General features: G+C 71.8%; 12 protein-coding genes and 1 pseudogene. 11 read left to right on the top strand and 2 right to left on the bottom strand.

Annotated features, from left to right (window positions below; all coding sequences use genetic code 11):
• Positions 1–24 precede the first annotated feature (24 nt).
• The 6 genes from dcd to QUE38_RS07295 are packed head-to-tail and all read left to right on the top strand — an operon-like array spanning position 25 to position 6,181.
• Complete coding sequence (dcd, locus tag QUE38_RS07320; protein ID WP_286311159.1) at positions 25–630, top strand: dCTP deaminase; 606 nt, start codon at positions 25–27, stop codon at positions 628–630.
• A complete protein-coding gene (locus QUE38_RS07315; protein ID WP_286311157.1) occupies positions 627–1,739 on the top strand; it encodes a glycosyltransferase in 1,113 nt (370 codons plus the stop codon). The genes dcd and QUE38_RS07315 overlap by 4 nt, the downstream gene beginning before the upstream one ends.
• A gap of 48 nt (positions 1,740–1,787) precedes the next feature.
• Positions 1,788–3,599 carry an ABC transporter ATP-binding protein gene (locus QUE38_RS07310; protein ID WP_286311155.1) on the top strand — a complete coding sequence of 604 codons (1,812 nt, stop codon included), beginning with the start codon at positions 1,788–1,790 and terminating at the stop codon, positions 3,597–3,599.
• Between the two features lie 47 nt (positions 3,600–3,646).
• Positions 3,647–4,480 carry a nucleotidyltransferase family protein gene (locus QUE38_RS07305; protein ID WP_286311153.1) on the top strand — a complete coding sequence of 278 codons (834 nt, stop codon included), beginning with the start codon at positions 3,647–3,649 and terminating at the stop codon, positions 4,478–4,480.
• Entirely contained in the window at positions 4,480–4,746 is a 267-nt protein-coding gene (locus tag QUE38_RS07300; RefSeq protein ID WP_286311150.1) for a PqqD family protein, read from the top strand. Before QUE38_RS07305 ends, QUE38_RS07300 begins: the two co-directional genes overlap by 1 nt.
• A gap of 49 nt (positions 4,747–4,795) precedes the next feature.
• On the top strand, positions 4,796–6,181 hold the full coding sequence (locus QUE38_RS07295) for an O-antigen ligase family protein (protein ID WP_286311148.1): 1,386 nt from the start codon (positions 4,796–4,798) through the stop codon (positions 6,179–6,181).
• On the opposite strand, the gene QUE38_RS07290 is transcribed toward QUE38_RS07295, so the two are convergent.
• The gene (locus QUE38_RS07290) at positions 6,138–7,310 is read right to left on the bottom strand and encodes a hypothetical protein (protein WP_286311146.1); all 1,173 of its coding nucleotides are present in this window, start codon (positions 7,308–7,310) and stop codon (positions 6,138–6,140) included. The genes QUE38_RS07295 and QUE38_RS07290 overlap by 44 nt on opposite strands.
• Before the next feature lie 69 nt (positions 7,311–7,379).
• On the opposite strand from QUE38_RS07290, the gene QUE38_RS07285 reads away from it, so the two are divergent.
• Both QUE38_RS07285 and QUE38_RS07280 read left to right on the top strand, forming a co-directional pair.
• Positions 7,380–8,888 carry a tyrosine-protein kinase domain-containing protein gene (locus QUE38_RS07285; RefSeq protein WP_286311142.1) on the top strand — a complete coding sequence of 503 codons (1,509 nt, stop codon included), beginning with the start codon at positions 7,380–7,382 and terminating at the stop codon, positions 8,886–8,888.
• The gene (locus QUE38_RS07280; RefSeq protein ID WP_286311140.1) at positions 8,888–9,940 is read left to right on the top strand and encodes a glycosyltransferase family 2 protein; all 1,053 of its coding nucleotides are present in this window, start codon (positions 8,888–8,890) and stop codon (positions 9,938–9,940) included. Before QUE38_RS07285 ends, QUE38_RS07280 begins: the two co-directional genes overlap by 1 nt.
• Positions 9,941–9,957: 17 nt before the next feature.
• Here the strand turns inward: QUE38_RS07280 and QUE38_RS07275 are convergent, their stop codons facing one another.
• On the bottom strand, positions 9,958–11,064 hold the full coding sequence (locus QUE38_RS07275; protein WP_286311139.1) for an acyltransferase family protein: 1,107 nt from the start codon (positions 11,062–11,064) through the stop codon (positions 9,958–9,960).
• Between the two features lie 41 nt (positions 11,065–11,105).
• On the opposite strand from QUE38_RS07275, the gene QUE38_RS07270 reads away from it, so the two are divergent.
• The 3 genes and pseudogenes from QUE38_RS07270 to QUE38_RS17505 all read left to right on the top strand — a co-directional run.
• Entirely contained in the window at positions 11,106–12,263 is a 1,158-nt protein-coding gene (locus QUE38_RS07270) for a glycosyltransferase WbsX family protein (protein WP_286311137.1), read from the top strand.
• A complete protein-coding gene (locus QUE38_RS07265) occupies positions 12,260–13,354 on the top strand; it encodes a glycosyltransferase family 4 protein (RefSeq protein WP_286311135.1) in 1,095 nt (364 codons plus the stop codon). Before QUE38_RS07270 ends, QUE38_RS07265 begins: the two co-directional genes overlap by 4 nt.
• Positions 13,351–13,989: pseudogene (locus QUE38_RS17505) on the top strand (glycosyltransferase family 2 protein); the annotation flags it as partial. The gene QUE38_RS07265 and the pseudogene QUE38_RS17505, both read left to right, overlap by 4 nt.
• Positions 13,990–14,196 lie beyond the last annotated feature (207 nt).

Below are 14,196 nucleotides of genomic sequence, written 5' to 3'. Positions count from 1 at the left end.
GGCGCACGTCGCTACGCTGAACGCATGCTGCTCTCGGATCGCGACATCAGGGCCGAGCTCGACGCCGGCCGCATCGGCCTCGACCCGTACGAGCCCGCGATGATCCAGCCGTCGTCGATCGACGTGCGGCTCGACCGGTACTTCCGCCTGTTCGACAATCACAAGTACCCGTACATCGACCCCGCCGAGGACCAGCCCGACCTCACGCACCTGCTCGAGGTGCGTGCCGACGAGCCGTTCATCCTCCACCCGGGCGAGTTCGTGCTCGGGTCGACGTTCGAGGCCGTGCGCCTGCCCGACGACGTCGCCGCACGCCTCGAGGGCAAGAGCTCGCTCGGCCGCCTCGGCCTGCTCACGCACTCGACCGCGGGGTTCATCGACCCCGGGTTCGGCGGCCACGTCACGCTCGAGCTGTCGAACGTCGCGACCCTCCCGATCAAGCTGTGGCCGGGCATGAAGATCGGCCAGCTCTGCTTCTTCCGCCTGTCGTCGCCGAGCGAGCGGCCCTACGGCTCGGCCGAGTACGCGAACCGCTACCAGGGCCAGCGCGGCCCGACGGCGTCGCGCTCGTTCCAGCACTTCCACCGAACGGATGTCACCGTGACCGAGGCCGGGTCGGTCGGGGGATGACCGATCCCGCCGCGTCGGGGTCCGGGGCGGCCGGCGCCACGGTGGTGCTCGCGCACGACTACCTCGTGCAGTCGGGCGGCGCGGAACGCGTCGTCGCGCAGTGGACGGAGGCGCTGCGTCCCGAGTCGCTCGTGACGCTGGCGTACCGCCCCGAGACGACCTTCGACGCGTTCGGTGCCGCCGACGTGCGCGCCACGATTCCACGGTCGCTCGCGGGGCAGGTCGAGCGGATGCTGCCGGCGCTGCCGTCGATCGCGGCCCGCACCCGCGTCACGGGCGGCGACGTCGCCCTCGTCTCGAGCAGCGGATGGGCCCACCGCTTCGCCTTCGACATGCCGCATATCGTCTACGTGCACAGCCCCGCCCGCTGGCTGTACGCGGCCGACGACTACCGGATGCGACTGAGCCGCGTGCGGCGAGCGGGCCTCACGGTGAGTACGCCGCTGCTGCGCCGTGGCGACGGCGACGCGATGCGGCGGGCCGACGCCATCGTCGCGAACTCGGCGGTGACGCGCGACCGCATCCGCGACGCCTACGGGGTGGACGCCGAGGTGGTGCATCCGCCCGTCTCACCGGTCGCGAGCGAGGCCGTCGCGCCCGGCCGCAACCTGCCCGACGAGTTCGCGGTCGTCGTCGCGCGCGACCGCGGGTACAAGAACGTGCGGCTCGCGGTCGAGGCGGCGCTCGCCGCGGAGCTCGCGGTGGTCGTCGTCGGCGCCGGATCGGCCGAGCTCGATGCGCCCGACGAGCGGGTCTACGGCCTCGGACGCGTGAGCGACGCCGAGCTGTGCTGGGTGTACCGGCACGCGGCCGTGGTGGTCGGCGCCGCACGAGAGGACTTCGGCCTGACCGTGCTGGAGGCCGCCCTCGAGGGCACGCCCGCGGCGACCATCGCGGCGGGCGGCTACCTCGAGACCGTGCGCGACGGCGAGAGCGGCTTCCGCGCCGCCGAGCCGACGGCGTCGGCGCTCGCCGGGGCGATCCGGCGGGCGCGGGACGTCGGACCCGAAGCGTGTCGCGGCTGGGCGGAGCGGTTCGGCATCGACCGCCATCTCGACGGGCTCCGTCGAGCGATGGACGGCGCTCTGCGCGCTCCCGGCGCCCGTTAGGATGTCGCGGAGCGGCGGGGATCCCGGACGCGGGTTCGGAGGAGGACGATGACGCGCGCGGAGGCACCTCCCGGCCTGACCGGGCAGGTCCGGATGCTGCTCTCCCTCGCCGGGGCGAGCGGGAAGCGGTGGCTCGCCGGCACGATCGGCGCGTCGGTCGTGCTCGCGGCACTGGACACGCTCGGCGTCGCCGCGATGGTGCCGCTCACACAGCTGGCCACCGGTGTCGACCCGGAGAGCGGATCGCTCGGGGCGATCTCCTCGTTCTTCGGCACGACGGATCCGGGCCAGCTGATCCCGATCGTGGCGGCGTTCGTCGCGGGAGTCTTCATCGTCAAGAGCATCGGCTCCATCGCGTTCCGCTGGTGGCTGCTCGGCAGGACGACGCGGGTCGCCGCGCTCACCTCCGCCGAGATGGCGCGGCGGTACATGCTCGCGCCGTACTCCGCGCACCGCACGCGGCGGCTGAGCGAGGTCTACCGCAGCATCGGCGAGGCGGCGAACCAGGGGTCGAGCGTACTGCTCGCGCTGGTCACGATCGGCTCCGACGTGCTGGTGCTGATCGCGATCATCGGCGTGCTCGCGATCACGTCGCCGGTGGTCACCCTGTTCGCGGTGGCGCTGTTCGGCGCGATCGTCTACGGGGTGCAGGTGGTGCTGAAGCGCACGCAGCATCGCCTCGGCGAGGAGTTCGCCGAGGCGAGCCTGCAGTCGTGGCAGTACCTGCTGCCCGGGCTCGACGGCTTCCGCGAGGCGCGCCTGACCTCGAGTTCGGGATCGTTCGTCGATGGGTTCCGCGCGGCGAAGCTGAAGCAGGCCCGGGCCTCGCGCATGGGCGGCATCGTCTCGGACGCACCGCGCTACCTGCTCGAGATCGGCTTCATCCTCGCTATCCTCGGCATCTCCGCGATCCTCTTCGCCACCGGCACGCCCGAGCATGCGATCACCGTGCTCGGCGTGTTCGCCGCAGCTTCCGTCCGGGCGCTGCCCACGATGACCCGCATCTCGGCGAACATCTCGACCATCCGCATCGGCCGGGCCGGCCTGCGCATCCTCACCCAGGCGGCGACCGACCTGTCGACGGAGCCGAGCCATGACGAGCAGCGGCGCACGGCCGAGCGCTACGCAGGCGACATCGTGCTGCGCGACGTCGGGTTCCACTACCCGGACACCGACCAGTACGTCGTCGAGGGGCTCGACCTCCGGATCGAGGAGAACCGCACCACGGCCTTCGTCGGCTCGAGCGGTGCCGGCAAGAGCACGCTCGTCGACCTGGTGCTCGGCCTGCTCTCGCCCACGGACGGATCGATCGAGTGCGGGGGACGATCGATCGCCGACGACCCGGCCTCGTGGTACGCGGAGCTCGGCGTCGTGCCGCAGGACGTGTTCCTGCTCAACGACACGCTCGCGGCCAACATCGCCTTCGGCGTCCGCGTCGACGACATCGACCTCGACCGCATCTCCGAGGTGATCGCGATGGCGCAGCTCGACGCACTCGTCGCCGAGTTGCCCGACGGTCTCGACACCGTGGTCGGCGAGCGCGGCGTCCGCCTCTCGGGCGGGCAGCGGCAGCGCATCGGCCTCGCGCGTGCGCTGTATCGGCGGCCCCGCGTGCTCGTGCTCGACGAGGCCACGTCCGCGCTCGACAACGCCACCGAGTACGAGATCTCGTCGACGCTCGCGGGCCTGCAGGGCAGCATGACGATCCTGATCGTCGCTCACCGCCTCTCCACGGTTCGCCGGGCCGACACGCTCGTCTTCCTGAAGTCGGGCGGGGTCGAGGCATCCGGGACCTTCGATCAGGTGCGGGCCGAGAACGCGGAGTTCGCGCGACTGGTCGAGCTCGGAGACCTGAGCTGACGATGGACGGCGGGCCCGTGGCGGAGGAGCATCGACGGGATGTGCCGATGGCCGTGCGCCTGCGATTCGGACACGCGGCGGTGCAGCGCGTGGCCGACGGGGTGGGAGCGGACCTGCTGCACATCAAGGGCCTCGCGGTGGCGGACGAACTGCGCCCCACCTCCCGGGGAAGCGACGTCGACGTCCTCGTGCGACCGGCGCACGTCGAGCGCCTGGACCGCGCGATGCGCGCGGGCGGGTGGGTGCTCTACAGCACGTTCCGGTCTGGCTCGCCGTTCGGCCATGCCCAGACGTACACGCACGACGCCTGGGGGTACATCGACGTCCATCGGTTCTTCCCGGGCCTCGGGGTGACTCCCGCACTGGCGTTCGATCGGCTCTGGAGGGACCGCGGCACCATCGAGTTCGCGGGCTGGAACTGCGCGGTGCCGGATGTCGTCGGGCAGGCGCTGATCCTCGTGCTGAACGATGCCCGGGCGTCGGCCGGGAGCCGACGCGACGTCGCGGCGGCATGGGAGGACGCCGGGGCGGAGCGCCGCGCGGCGGTGCTGGCGCTGCGGGACGAGCTCGGCGCGGAGGTCGCGTTCGCCGCGGCGACCGGAGGGCTCGACCGCTATCGCGACCGTCGGGAGTACCGGATGTGGAAGGTCGCGTCGGAGGGCGGTTCGCGGACGGACGAGTGGCGGGCGCGGGTCGGCTCGGCGCCCGACCTCGGAGCGGCCGTCCGGGTGGCCGTCCGGGCGCCGCTCGTGAACGTGGATCGGCTCACGCACCGCCTCGGTCGACGACCGACCCGACGCGAGGTGGCCGGCGAATTCGTCGACCGCATCCGGCGCGGCGTGGGCGAGGCGTTCCGTGGCGTGCGCCGAGGGAGGTCGTGATGGGACTGCTCGCACTCGCGCCCGGCGTCGCCCTCGTCGACGTGGAGGACGTCACGTACCTGGCCCCCATCCCGTGGGGACCGATCGTCGTGCTCGACGGCGTCGCGCCGACCATCTGGCGGGTCGCCCGCGGGAGCGCTCGGGAGGACGTGCCGCGTCGCGTCGCGGAGGAGACCGGGGCAGGCCTCGACGAGATCCGCGACGACGTCGACCGGTTCCTGACCGAACTGCTGGAGCGCGGACTCCTGGTCGAGACCGCCGTGTGACGCGCGGCGACCTGCGATACTTGAGCGCATCTCCCGAGGAGCAGTCGCCATGAGTCCGATGAGCACGAGCGCGCGCGTCCGGCGCGAACGCCTCGGCGACTGGTGGGCCGGCGCCTGGCGCTGGGTGCTGATGGCCGGCGGCGCCGCGGTCGCCGTGTACATCCTGCTCGACCAGCGGGCGCAGAACGCGGAGATGATGGCCTTCGCCCTGGCCGTGCTCGTCATCGCGGCGGCCGTGACCACGTCGGTCCCGCTCGCGATCGCGCTCGTGTCGATGCCGGGCATCCTCATCATCCAGCGCGTGGGCCTCGGCGGCACCGATCTCTCCGTCTCGGACGTCGCGCTCGCGGCCGCGTTCGGCACGGCACTGCTGCTCGGCCATCGTCCGTACAGCGCACCGTTGCGTGCCCTGCTCTGGCTCAACTTCTTCTACCAGTTCACGACGCTGATCACGGTCATCGTGAACCCGTACACCGCCAACACCGTCGAATGGTTCCACGCGTGGCTGCTCATCTCCGGCGCGCTGATCGTCGGGTGGGCGGTGGGCCATGCGGGATACGCGCGGCTGGCGCTGGGGCTCATCGTGGGGACCGCATCGTTGATCGCGGTGGTGACGGTCATCCATGCCGCCTTCCAGTACGCGACCGGCGACTTCGCGGCGATCTACCTCACCTGGCCGTTCCCGATGCACAAGAACTTCGTCGGGACGACGCTCGCATTCGCGGCCGTGATCGCCTACGTCAACCCCGACTGGCTGGGGTGGTCGCGCCGGCTGGCGACCTCCACGTTCCTGCTGCTCGTGGTCGGGGTGCTGCTCAGCCAGTCGCGGCAGGCGATGATCGGCCTCGTCGCCGCCGTCATCATCGGCGTCATCCGGCGGAAGGTCACGGGCCGTTCGCGGATCGTCGTCTTCCTCCTGGTCATCCCCGCGACGTGGCTCGTGATCTCGATGGTGATCGAGCAGATCGAGTCGCAGAACCAGTTCAACTCGGTCTACCAGCGCATCAACTGGTTCCGGGACGTCTACCACCTCTGGACCGAATCGCCGGCGTTCGGGCACGGACTGCGCTACTGGTACCAGATCCCCGGTGCGTTCCAGCCACCGCAGGCGGAGCTCGAGGTGCTCGCCAGCACCGGGCTGCTCGGACTGTTCGGGTTCGGCGTGATGTGGCTCGGCATCCTCATCGTGCTCTGGCGCATCGATCCGAGGTTCGGCACCCTTGCGTTCGCCGTGGTGTTCTCGCGCATCGTGCAGGCCCAGTTCGACCTGTTCTGGGTGGCTGCGGCGGTCTCGATCCCGTTCGTCATCGCCGGCGTGTGCCTCGGGGCGATGCAGCGGGAGACGGATCGGGCGCCCGCTGCCGAACCCCTTGAATCCGACGAGGAGATCGTCAGGCCCGCTGGACGAGCAGGCCAGCGTCGAGCAGGTCCTTGATCGCACCCGAGACGACCAGCGCCGGGTCCACGCCCTCGGGCGGCTCCGGCAGCTGTTCGAGGGCGGTCGCGCGGAGTTCGTCCTCGGTCGAGTCCTCGGCGCCGAGCCAGACGATGGGGCCGAGGCCCTCAAGCACGAGGACGTCGAACTCCTTCAGCACGAACAGGCTGTCGTCGATCATCAGCGAGTCCGAGTGCACGGTGCGGCGGTACGAGCCCGGAGGCGCCTCCTCGAGCGGCGTGTTGGTGGTGATCGGCTCACCCGGCACGAGGTCCTGCACGCAGCCGCAGTCGCGGTTCGACCGTGTCGCCACGTCGACGAGCATGGGCGGCTCGGGGTCGGTGGCCTCGAGGATCTCGTCCATGATCGCCGGGAGCGTGGCGGCCTCGCCGTAGACCACGCGCCGGATGCCGCCGGTGGAGCGCAGCAGGTCGGAGACGGTGCGGAGCGGCCGGTGCATCAGGGTCAGATAGCTCGTCTGCCGCACCAGCTCGGGCAGTCCCTCGGCGAGCGGCACCTGCTCCACCCGGGGCGACTCCACGTCGGGCCGGCGGTCGAGCAGTACGACGGCGGCGAGTTCGAGGGCGTCCTCCGACACCGCCTTCAGTCCGAGGCCCGACGCCGGGACGTGCAGCTTCGACCCTGGACGCGACCCGATCGAGAGCGGCTTCCGGTAGCTCACCACCGTGCCGTCCCTGCGCACGGCCACCGTCTCGTCGGTGACGTAGCCGAACTCGTGGGCCAGTGCCTCGGCGGCGGTCGTCTTGCCGCGGCCCGACGGCCCGACGAAGGCGACCACGCGGCCATCGCCGACGTCGACCGCGCACGCGTGCAGCAGGAGTGCCTGGCCCTGCAGCGACTTGAGCCCCGCGAGCGTGACCTCGGTCGCGAGCCGGTCGGCGAGCTCCTCGAACGATCCCGCGACGAGGCGACGGTCGTCCACCGAGAGGATCTCGAGCTCGCTCGGCCCGATGCCCACGTGGATCGTCAGTGCCGCACGCGCGTCGTCGTCGATCAGCAGGTCGCTCCACTGCACCGCGAGCGCCGCTCGATCCGACTCCGGGAGGGTCTCGTCGGGCGCGATGCACACCGTCGTCGCCAGGGCACGCACCGTGATGGGGGATGACATAGCATGGAGCCTACTCGTCCCGGGTACCGCCGCGCCGCGGACGGTGTCACGAACGCGACCGGAGGTGCCATGGAGCTCCGCGACTACATCCGAGGCCTGCGCAGGCACTGGCTCGCCATCCTGGTGATGACGCTCGTCGGTGCCGCCACCGGCTACGGGTGGACGCTCCTGCAGACCCCCGTCTACACGGCTTCTGCCAGCGGCTACATCGCCTCTGCGCAGAACAGCGACGTGGGCATCTCGACCATCGGCGACAACCTCGCGCGCGGCAAGGTGAGCTCGTACCTCGAGATCGCGAGCTGGCGATCGGTCGCGCAGAACGCCATCGACGACCTCGACCTCGCGACGACGCCCGAGGCGGTCGTGAACCGCGTCGAGGTCACCAACCCGACGGACACCGTGATCATGCGGATCAGCGCGACCGGGCCGTCGCCCGAGGAGGCGCGGGCGCTCGCCGAGGCATGGATCGACGCGATGATCATCGAGATCGACGACATCGAGGGCGATGGCTCCGAGGGCTCGGCGCCGGTCACGGTCATCCCCGCCGACATCGCCTCGCTGCCGTCCTCGCCGTCGTTCCCGGACGTGCGCATGGCCGTCGCGGTCGGGGCGATCCTCGGGCTCGGGTTCGGAATCGCGTTCGCCCTCATCCGGACCGTCTCCGACCGTCGGATCCGCGCCGCGGAGGATGTGGAGCAGCGCACGGGCATCGCCGTCGTCGGCACGATCCCGCTCGTGCCGGGGCTGACGGACGAGCAGCGGCTCGTCGACATGAACGAGCGCAACGGCGGCAAGGGCGACAACTTCGCCGTGGCGGAGTCGCTGCGCTCGCTGCGCACCAACCTCCAGTTCATGGACGTCGACCACCCGCCGCGGACCATCGTGGTCACGAGCCCGCTGCCCGGCGACGGCAAGTCGACCATCGCCTGCAACCTCGCGCTCACCCTCGCGGCAGCGGGAACGGCCGTCGTGCTCGTGGACGGCGACATGCGGCGCTCCATGGTCGCGAAGACCATGGGCCTCCCGGGTGGCGCCGGCCTCTCCGACGTGCTCGCCGGTCGCGCCGAACTCACGGACGTGCTCCAGCGGACGCCGAAGTCGGTCAACCTGATCGTCCTCGCCGCCGGAAGCGTGCCGCCGAACCCGAGCGAGGTGCTCGGTTCGGAGCGCATGCGCACGCTCATCGCCGAACTCGCCAAGCACGCGACGGTCATCATCGACGCCCCGCCGCTGCTGCCCGTCACGGACGGCGCGGTGCTCACCCACCAGGCCGACGGCGCACTCGTGGTGACCAGCCTCGGCAAGACCACCTACGACCTGCTCGAGAAGGCGCTCGACACGCTCAAGAAGGCGCGCGGGCGCGCGCTCGGCGTGGTGCTGAACAAGGCGCCGCTCCGTGGTGTCGACGCCACGCCGTACTCGTACGAGTACCGGCGCGCGTACGTGGCCCACTCGAACGAGGCGCCGGCGACGCCGGAACCCGCGGCCTCGGGTGTGACGGTGCCCGCCGACCTGAGCGATCTCGACGAGCCGGAGACGACGCCGCGCCGCGGTCGACGCGTCCCGCCGTCGGCGTGATGGCGCCGGCGGCACGGGCCGACGGATCCATCGCCGAGCGCGCGCCGCGCGTCAGCGTCGTCGTGCCGCTGTACAACGGCGCACGCTGGATCGAAGAGACGCTCAGCTCGATCGCGGGCCAGACGATTGCGGACCTCGAGGTGATCGTGGTCGACGACGGATCCGACGACGACGGACGCGAGCGGGCGCGGGCGCACACGGTGTCCCCGAGGGTGCTCGAGCAGTCGCACCTCGGCGTCGCCGTCGCACGCAACCGCGGGCTCGCCGAGGCCCGCGGCGAGTGGGTGGCCTTCCTCGACCAGGACGACCTGTGGCACCCCACGCACGTGGAGCGGGCGCTCGGCTGGCTCGACGACCACCCGGAAGAGCGCATCCTCTTCCTCCGCGAGCGGACGTTCGCGGCAGCGGACGAACAGGAACGGCTGACCCGTCTCGACGAGGGCGTCGGCGGCTGGGCGGGGCTGCTGGTCGGCAGCGACGACACGCTCGCAGAACTCGTCGCGGCGCACGATGCGACCGGGTCGGATCGCGTCGAGCGCCACGACCTCGAGGCGCTGCTGCGCGGACCGGTCTCGACGACGACGAGCTTCGTCGCCGACCCCGAGCTCCTGAGGCTCGCGGGCGGCTTCGCCCCGCACGCGCTCGCGATGGACGACTACTGGCTGCTTGTCAACGTGTCGCGGCTGCAGCCCATCCCGCACCTCGACCAGCCGACCGTGTTCTACCGGGTGCACCTCGGGGCCACGTCGCGCACGACGAAGCTCGGGCTCCCGTTCCTCTCGTCGGCGGTGGCGCTGCGGCTGGGCGGCGGGCTCGTCGACATCCCCACGGGTCTCGCGGGCGGGCTCGACGGGTCGCTCCACCGCCACCTGCTCCGCGAGCTGTTCGGCTCGCCCGAGTTCCGTGACCGGAGGTTCCGCGGCGCGGTCGGGCACCTCGCGGCCCTGCTCTGGCCGCCCGACGGCCGGCGCCGCGAACGCCGCCGCGCCGGGCTCGCCGCGCGCTTTCCGAGGCTCCGCGACGCGGTGCGGTCGCTCCGCCGGGCGCGCTGACCGGTCGCGGGCGCTGCTCAGCCGCCGTCGCGTGCGGCCGCCGCGTCGACGCGACCCTTCTTGAGTCGCTTCGACCAGGCGATGGCGGGCTGCTCCACCCATCGGTGCAGCAGCTCCGCCGCGCCGATCGCGATCGCGCCGGAGGCCAGCACGATGAGCAACTGCGCCCACGGGGCATCCGGGAACGCCTTGAACCCCGCGCCGGCCACAACCGCGATCACCGGGAGGTGCACGAGGTACAGCGGGTACGAGATGCGGCCGAAGTAGAGCAGCACGCGACCCGGCGAGGCCGACAGGCGGTCGCGCTCCTGCAGGGCCCAGATGAGGAGGCCCGTCCCGATCGCGAACCACTCGCCGCCCCACGGGTCCGCCTGGCCCAGCACGAACTGCCGGAGCGACGCCCACGCGACCAGCACCGCGAACGACGCGACGACGTGCCACGTCCTCACCGTGCCGATCGAGTGCCAGGCGAGCAGCATCCCGATCGCGAACATCCACCAGACCCCGAGCACCCACGGCCCGCTGCTGATGCCGACGAGCGGCAGGGCGAGGGATGCGAGCGCCAGCGCCGCTGCGCTCCACACGACGACCCTCCCGCGCCACGCCTCCGACCGTGTCGTGCGGGCGGCGACGATCGCCAGCAGCACGACCACGAGGTAGAACTGCACCTCGAGGCAGAGGGTCCACGCGACCGCGAGCACGGACGGCACGCCGAGGATGTCCTGCAGGTAGACCATGTTGAGCAGCACGTCGAGCGGCGTGAACTGGCGGCCGACGAGCCCGGGCACGAGGGTCTGGGCGAACTCGATGAGGAGCACGCCGGCGATCACGACGTAGTAGGGCGGGTCGAGCCGCACCTGGCGGCGCAATGCGAACCGGCCGCCCTCGCGGAAGGTGCGCATGTTCGCCGTCGTGTAGGCGATCACGAAGCCGGAGATGACGAAGAAGATCGCCACGCCGCTGCGCATGAAACCCGTGGCGTCGATCACGGGGCCGGGCATCCACGCGGCGAGCGCGTCGGCTCCCGCCGAGTTCCAGAACATGTGGAACACCAGCACGGCGAGGGCGGCGACTCCCCGCAGGCCGTCGAGTGCGAGGAACCGGCCGGCGGGCGGCGGCTTCATGGGTCGAACCTACTGGATCGGCCGAGACAGTAGGATGCTGCGTGCTCGCACCCGAACGACGACGACTGGCGGTACGCGTGACCGAGACGCCACCCGAGGCACCCGATCACCGGGGGCCCGAGGGCGCCCCCGTGAACGGGCTGCGCGCGCGTGCGCTCGCGTTCTACCTTCCCCAGTTCTTCCCGATCCCGGAGAACGACGAGTGGTGGGGTGCCGGTTTCACCGAGTGGACCAACACCGCGCGTGCGCGGCGCCTGTACCCCGGGCACCAGCAGCCCACCCTGCCGGCCGACCTGGGCTTCTACGACCTCCGCGTACCCGAGACGCGCCAGGCGCAGAGCGACCTGGCGCGCGCGTACGGCGTCGAGGCATTCGTGTACTGGCACTACTGGTTCGGCGACGGCGACCGCATCCTCGAGCGGCCGTTCGCCGAGGTGCTCGAGCGCGGCGACCCCGAGATCGGGTTCGCGCTGGCGTGGGCCAACCAGTCCTGGACGGGCATCTGGCACGCCGCGGCCGACACGATCCTCAAGGAGCAGCGCTACCTCGGCGCGGAGGACGACCGGCGCCACTTCGAGACGATCCTCCCCGCATTCCGCGACGAACGGTACGTGCGCGTGAACGGTCGGCCGCTCTTCTACGTGTTCCGGCCGGAGGAGCTGCCGGATGCCGCGGAGTTCGTCGATCGCTGGCAGGCGATGGCGCGCGAGGCCGGCCTGGACGGCCTGTACCTCGTCGCCGAGGCGAGCGACCTGCTCGGCGCCGGGCCCCGCTACGCGAACGCCGAGGCCGACGGGTTCGACGCGAGCGTGTACATGCGGCTGCCGGCCGAGGTGACGCCGGCGACCCGGTTCCGCATGCGCGCGGGCCGCAAGCTCATGGGCGGGCCGGAGATCTGGCCGTACTCGGACTCGATCGTGGCCGACTACCCCCGCGATCCGCACGTGCAGCCGTGCGTGTACCCGAACTGGGACAACACGCCGCGTGCCGGCCGCCGCGGCCTCGTCGTGCGCGACGCGACGCCCGAGCGGTTCCGCCGCAACGTGTCGGACGCGGTCGACCTGCTCGCCGATCGGCCGGCCGACGAGCGGCTGCTCTGGGTCAAGTCGTGGAACGAGTGGGCCGAGGGCAACCACCTCGAACCCGACCTCCGCGATGGGCACGCGTGGCTCGAGGCCCTGCAGGCCGGGTTGTCGTGACCGGTTCCCCGCGGCATCCGCTCGACGAGTCGGATCGGTCGCTGCGCATCGCGATGATCTCGTACTACCTCCCGAGCGAGAGCAAGATCGGCGTGGGGTACCAGGTCCACGCGCTCGCCAACGAGCTGGCCGATCGCGGGCACCAGGTCGACGTGTACAGCCCCTGCGCACCGGTCGAGGGCGCACGTTACGGACACGTGCACGTGCCGCTCGACGGATCGATGCGCACGTTCCGGTTCGCGTTCGCGATGCGGCGCATCGACCTGTCGGGCTACGACGTGCTCCACGCCCACGGCGAGGACTACTGGATGTGGCGCCGGCGCGTGCCCGCGCACGTGCGCACGCTGCACGGCTCGTGCTTCGAGGAGGCCGTGCGCATCCGCGGCGCCAAGGAGAAGGCGCGCATGGTGCTGCTCGGCTGCACCGAGGTGCTGGCGAGCGTCGTCGCGGACCGCACGGTGCTCATCTCGCCCGCGACCCGCAAGTGGACGCCGTGGGTGCGCACGGTCATTCCGAACGGGGTGGATGCCGCGGCGTTCGCGCCCGGCGGCGACAAGCGCGCCGCCCCCACCGTGCTCTTCGTCGGCACGTGGCGCGGCCGGAAGCGGGGTGCCGAGCTCGCGCGGATCTTCGCCGACGAGGTGCGCCCCCGTGTGCCCGATGCCGAGTTGCGGATGGTCACGCAGGACGCGCCCGACGACGTACCAGAAGGCGTCAGCGTGCTGGGTCGGCTGACGGACTCGGAGCTCGCCGCCGAGTACCGCTCGGCGTGGGTGTTCTGCCTCCCGTCGACCTACGAGGGCTTCGGCATCCCCTACGCCGAGGCGATGACGGCCGGCCTGCCCGTGGTCGCCACCCCGAACGTCGGCTCGCGCTACGTCACCGACGACGGGCGGTTCGGCGTGCTCGCCGAGCTCGATTCGCTCGGGGACGCGCTGGTCGAGGTGCTGACGGATGCCGCCCGGCGCGCCGAGCTCGCCGAGGCGTCGCTCGTGCGCGCGGTCGAGTTCGACCTGCAGGCGGTGGCCGACCACTACGAGCGCGTCTACCGAGCCGAGTTCGACGCGCACCCGAAGGAGAGGACCACGTGAGCGCACCCACCGTCGCGGTCGTGATCGCCACCTACAACCGTCCCGACTACGTGCGGACCTGCCTCGAGCACCTCGACGCGCAGACGCTCCGGCCCGAGCGGATCATCGTCGTCGACGCGTCGCCCGACGAGCGCACCTGGGAGGTCGTCGCCGATCGGCCGGAGGTCGAGTACCGGCGCAACGAGCGCGGCATCGGCTCGACCGCGACCTCGCGCGCGATCGGCGTCGAGGGCGTGCGACAGGACGTGGTGGCGTTCATCGACGACGACGCGTTCGCCGATCCCGACTGGCTCGAACGACTCGTGAAGCCGTACGACGACCCTGCGGTCGCGGCGGTGGGCGGTCGAGCGCGCAACGAGCAGCCGGGCGAGGAGCAGGAGGGCATCGGCGAGATCGGCCTGCTGCTGCCCGACGGTCGCCTGACCGGGTTCTTCGCAGCCGACCCGGGCCGCGACGTCGACGTCGACCACATGCTCGGCGCCAACATGTCGGTTCGCATGAGCGTGGTGCGCGAACTCGGCGGCATCCGCGACCTCTACCCCGGCACCTGCCTTCGCGAGGAGACCGACATCGCGCTGCGCATGCGGCGAGCCGGCTGGCGGATCGTCTACACGCCGTCCGCGGTCGTGCTGCACGTCGCGGGCACCTACGCCCGCGGGCGCCGCTTCGACACGCGCTACCGCTACTACGGCGCCCGCAACCACGTGGTGCTGCTCGCGAGCACGCTCGGCACCGCCGATCCGCACTTCCGCCAGTACCTCCGCACGGCGGCCGCCGAGGCGGGGCACCAGGTCGTCACCGGCCTCCGGGCGATCCGCGACCCCAGGCGCGCCGGCGTGCAG

Origin of the sequence: Agromyces mangrovi (genome assembly GCF_030296695.1) — a bacterium.
Lineage (GTDB): Bacteria > Actinomycetota > Actinomycetes > Actinomycetales > Microbacteriaceae > Agromyces > Agromyces mangrovi.
This window is presented reverse-complemented; position numbering and strand designations above follow the sequence as displayed.

Bases quoted from the DNA above. Each gene is read 5' to 3' on its own strand.
- dcd (WP_286311159.1), top strand. From the start codon at position 25: ATGCTGCTCTCGGATCGCGACATCAGGGCCGAGCTCGACGCCGGCCGC.
- QUE38_RS07315 (WP_286311157.1), top strand. From the start codon at position 627: ATGACCGATCCCGCCGCGTCGGGGTCCGGGGCGGCCGGCGCCACGGTG.
- QUE38_RS07310 (WP_286311155.1), top strand. From the start codon at position 1,788: ATGACGCGCGCGGAGGCACCTCCCGGCCTGACCGGGCAGGTCCGGATG.
- QUE38_RS07305 (WP_286311153.1), top strand. From the start codon at position 3,647: ATGGCCGTGCGCCTGCGATTCGGACACGCGGCGGTGCAGCGCGTGGCC.
- QUE38_RS07300 (WP_286311150.1), top strand. From the start codon at position 4,480: ATGGGACTGCTCGCACTCGCGCCCGGCGTCGCCCTCGTCGACGTGGAG.
- QUE38_RS07295 (WP_286311148.1), top strand. From the start codon at position 4,796: ATGAGTCCGATGAGCACGAGCGCGCGCGTCCGGCGCGAACGCCTCGGC.
- QUE38_RS07290 (WP_286311146.1), bottom strand. From the start codon at position 7,310: ATGTCATCCCCCATCACGGTGCGTGCCCTGGCGACGACGGTGTGCATC.
- QUE38_RS07285 (WP_286311142.1), top strand. From the start codon at position 7,380: ATGGAGCTCCGCGACTACATCCGAGGCCTGCGCAGGCACTGGCTCGCC.
- QUE38_RS07280 (WP_286311140.1), top strand. From the start codon at position 8,888: ATGGCGCCGGCGGCACGGGCCGACGGATCCATCGCCGAGCGCGCGCCG.
- QUE38_RS07275 (WP_286311139.1), bottom strand. From the start codon at position 11,064: ATGAAGCCGCCGCCCGCCGGCCGGTTCCTCGCACTCGACGGCCTGCGG.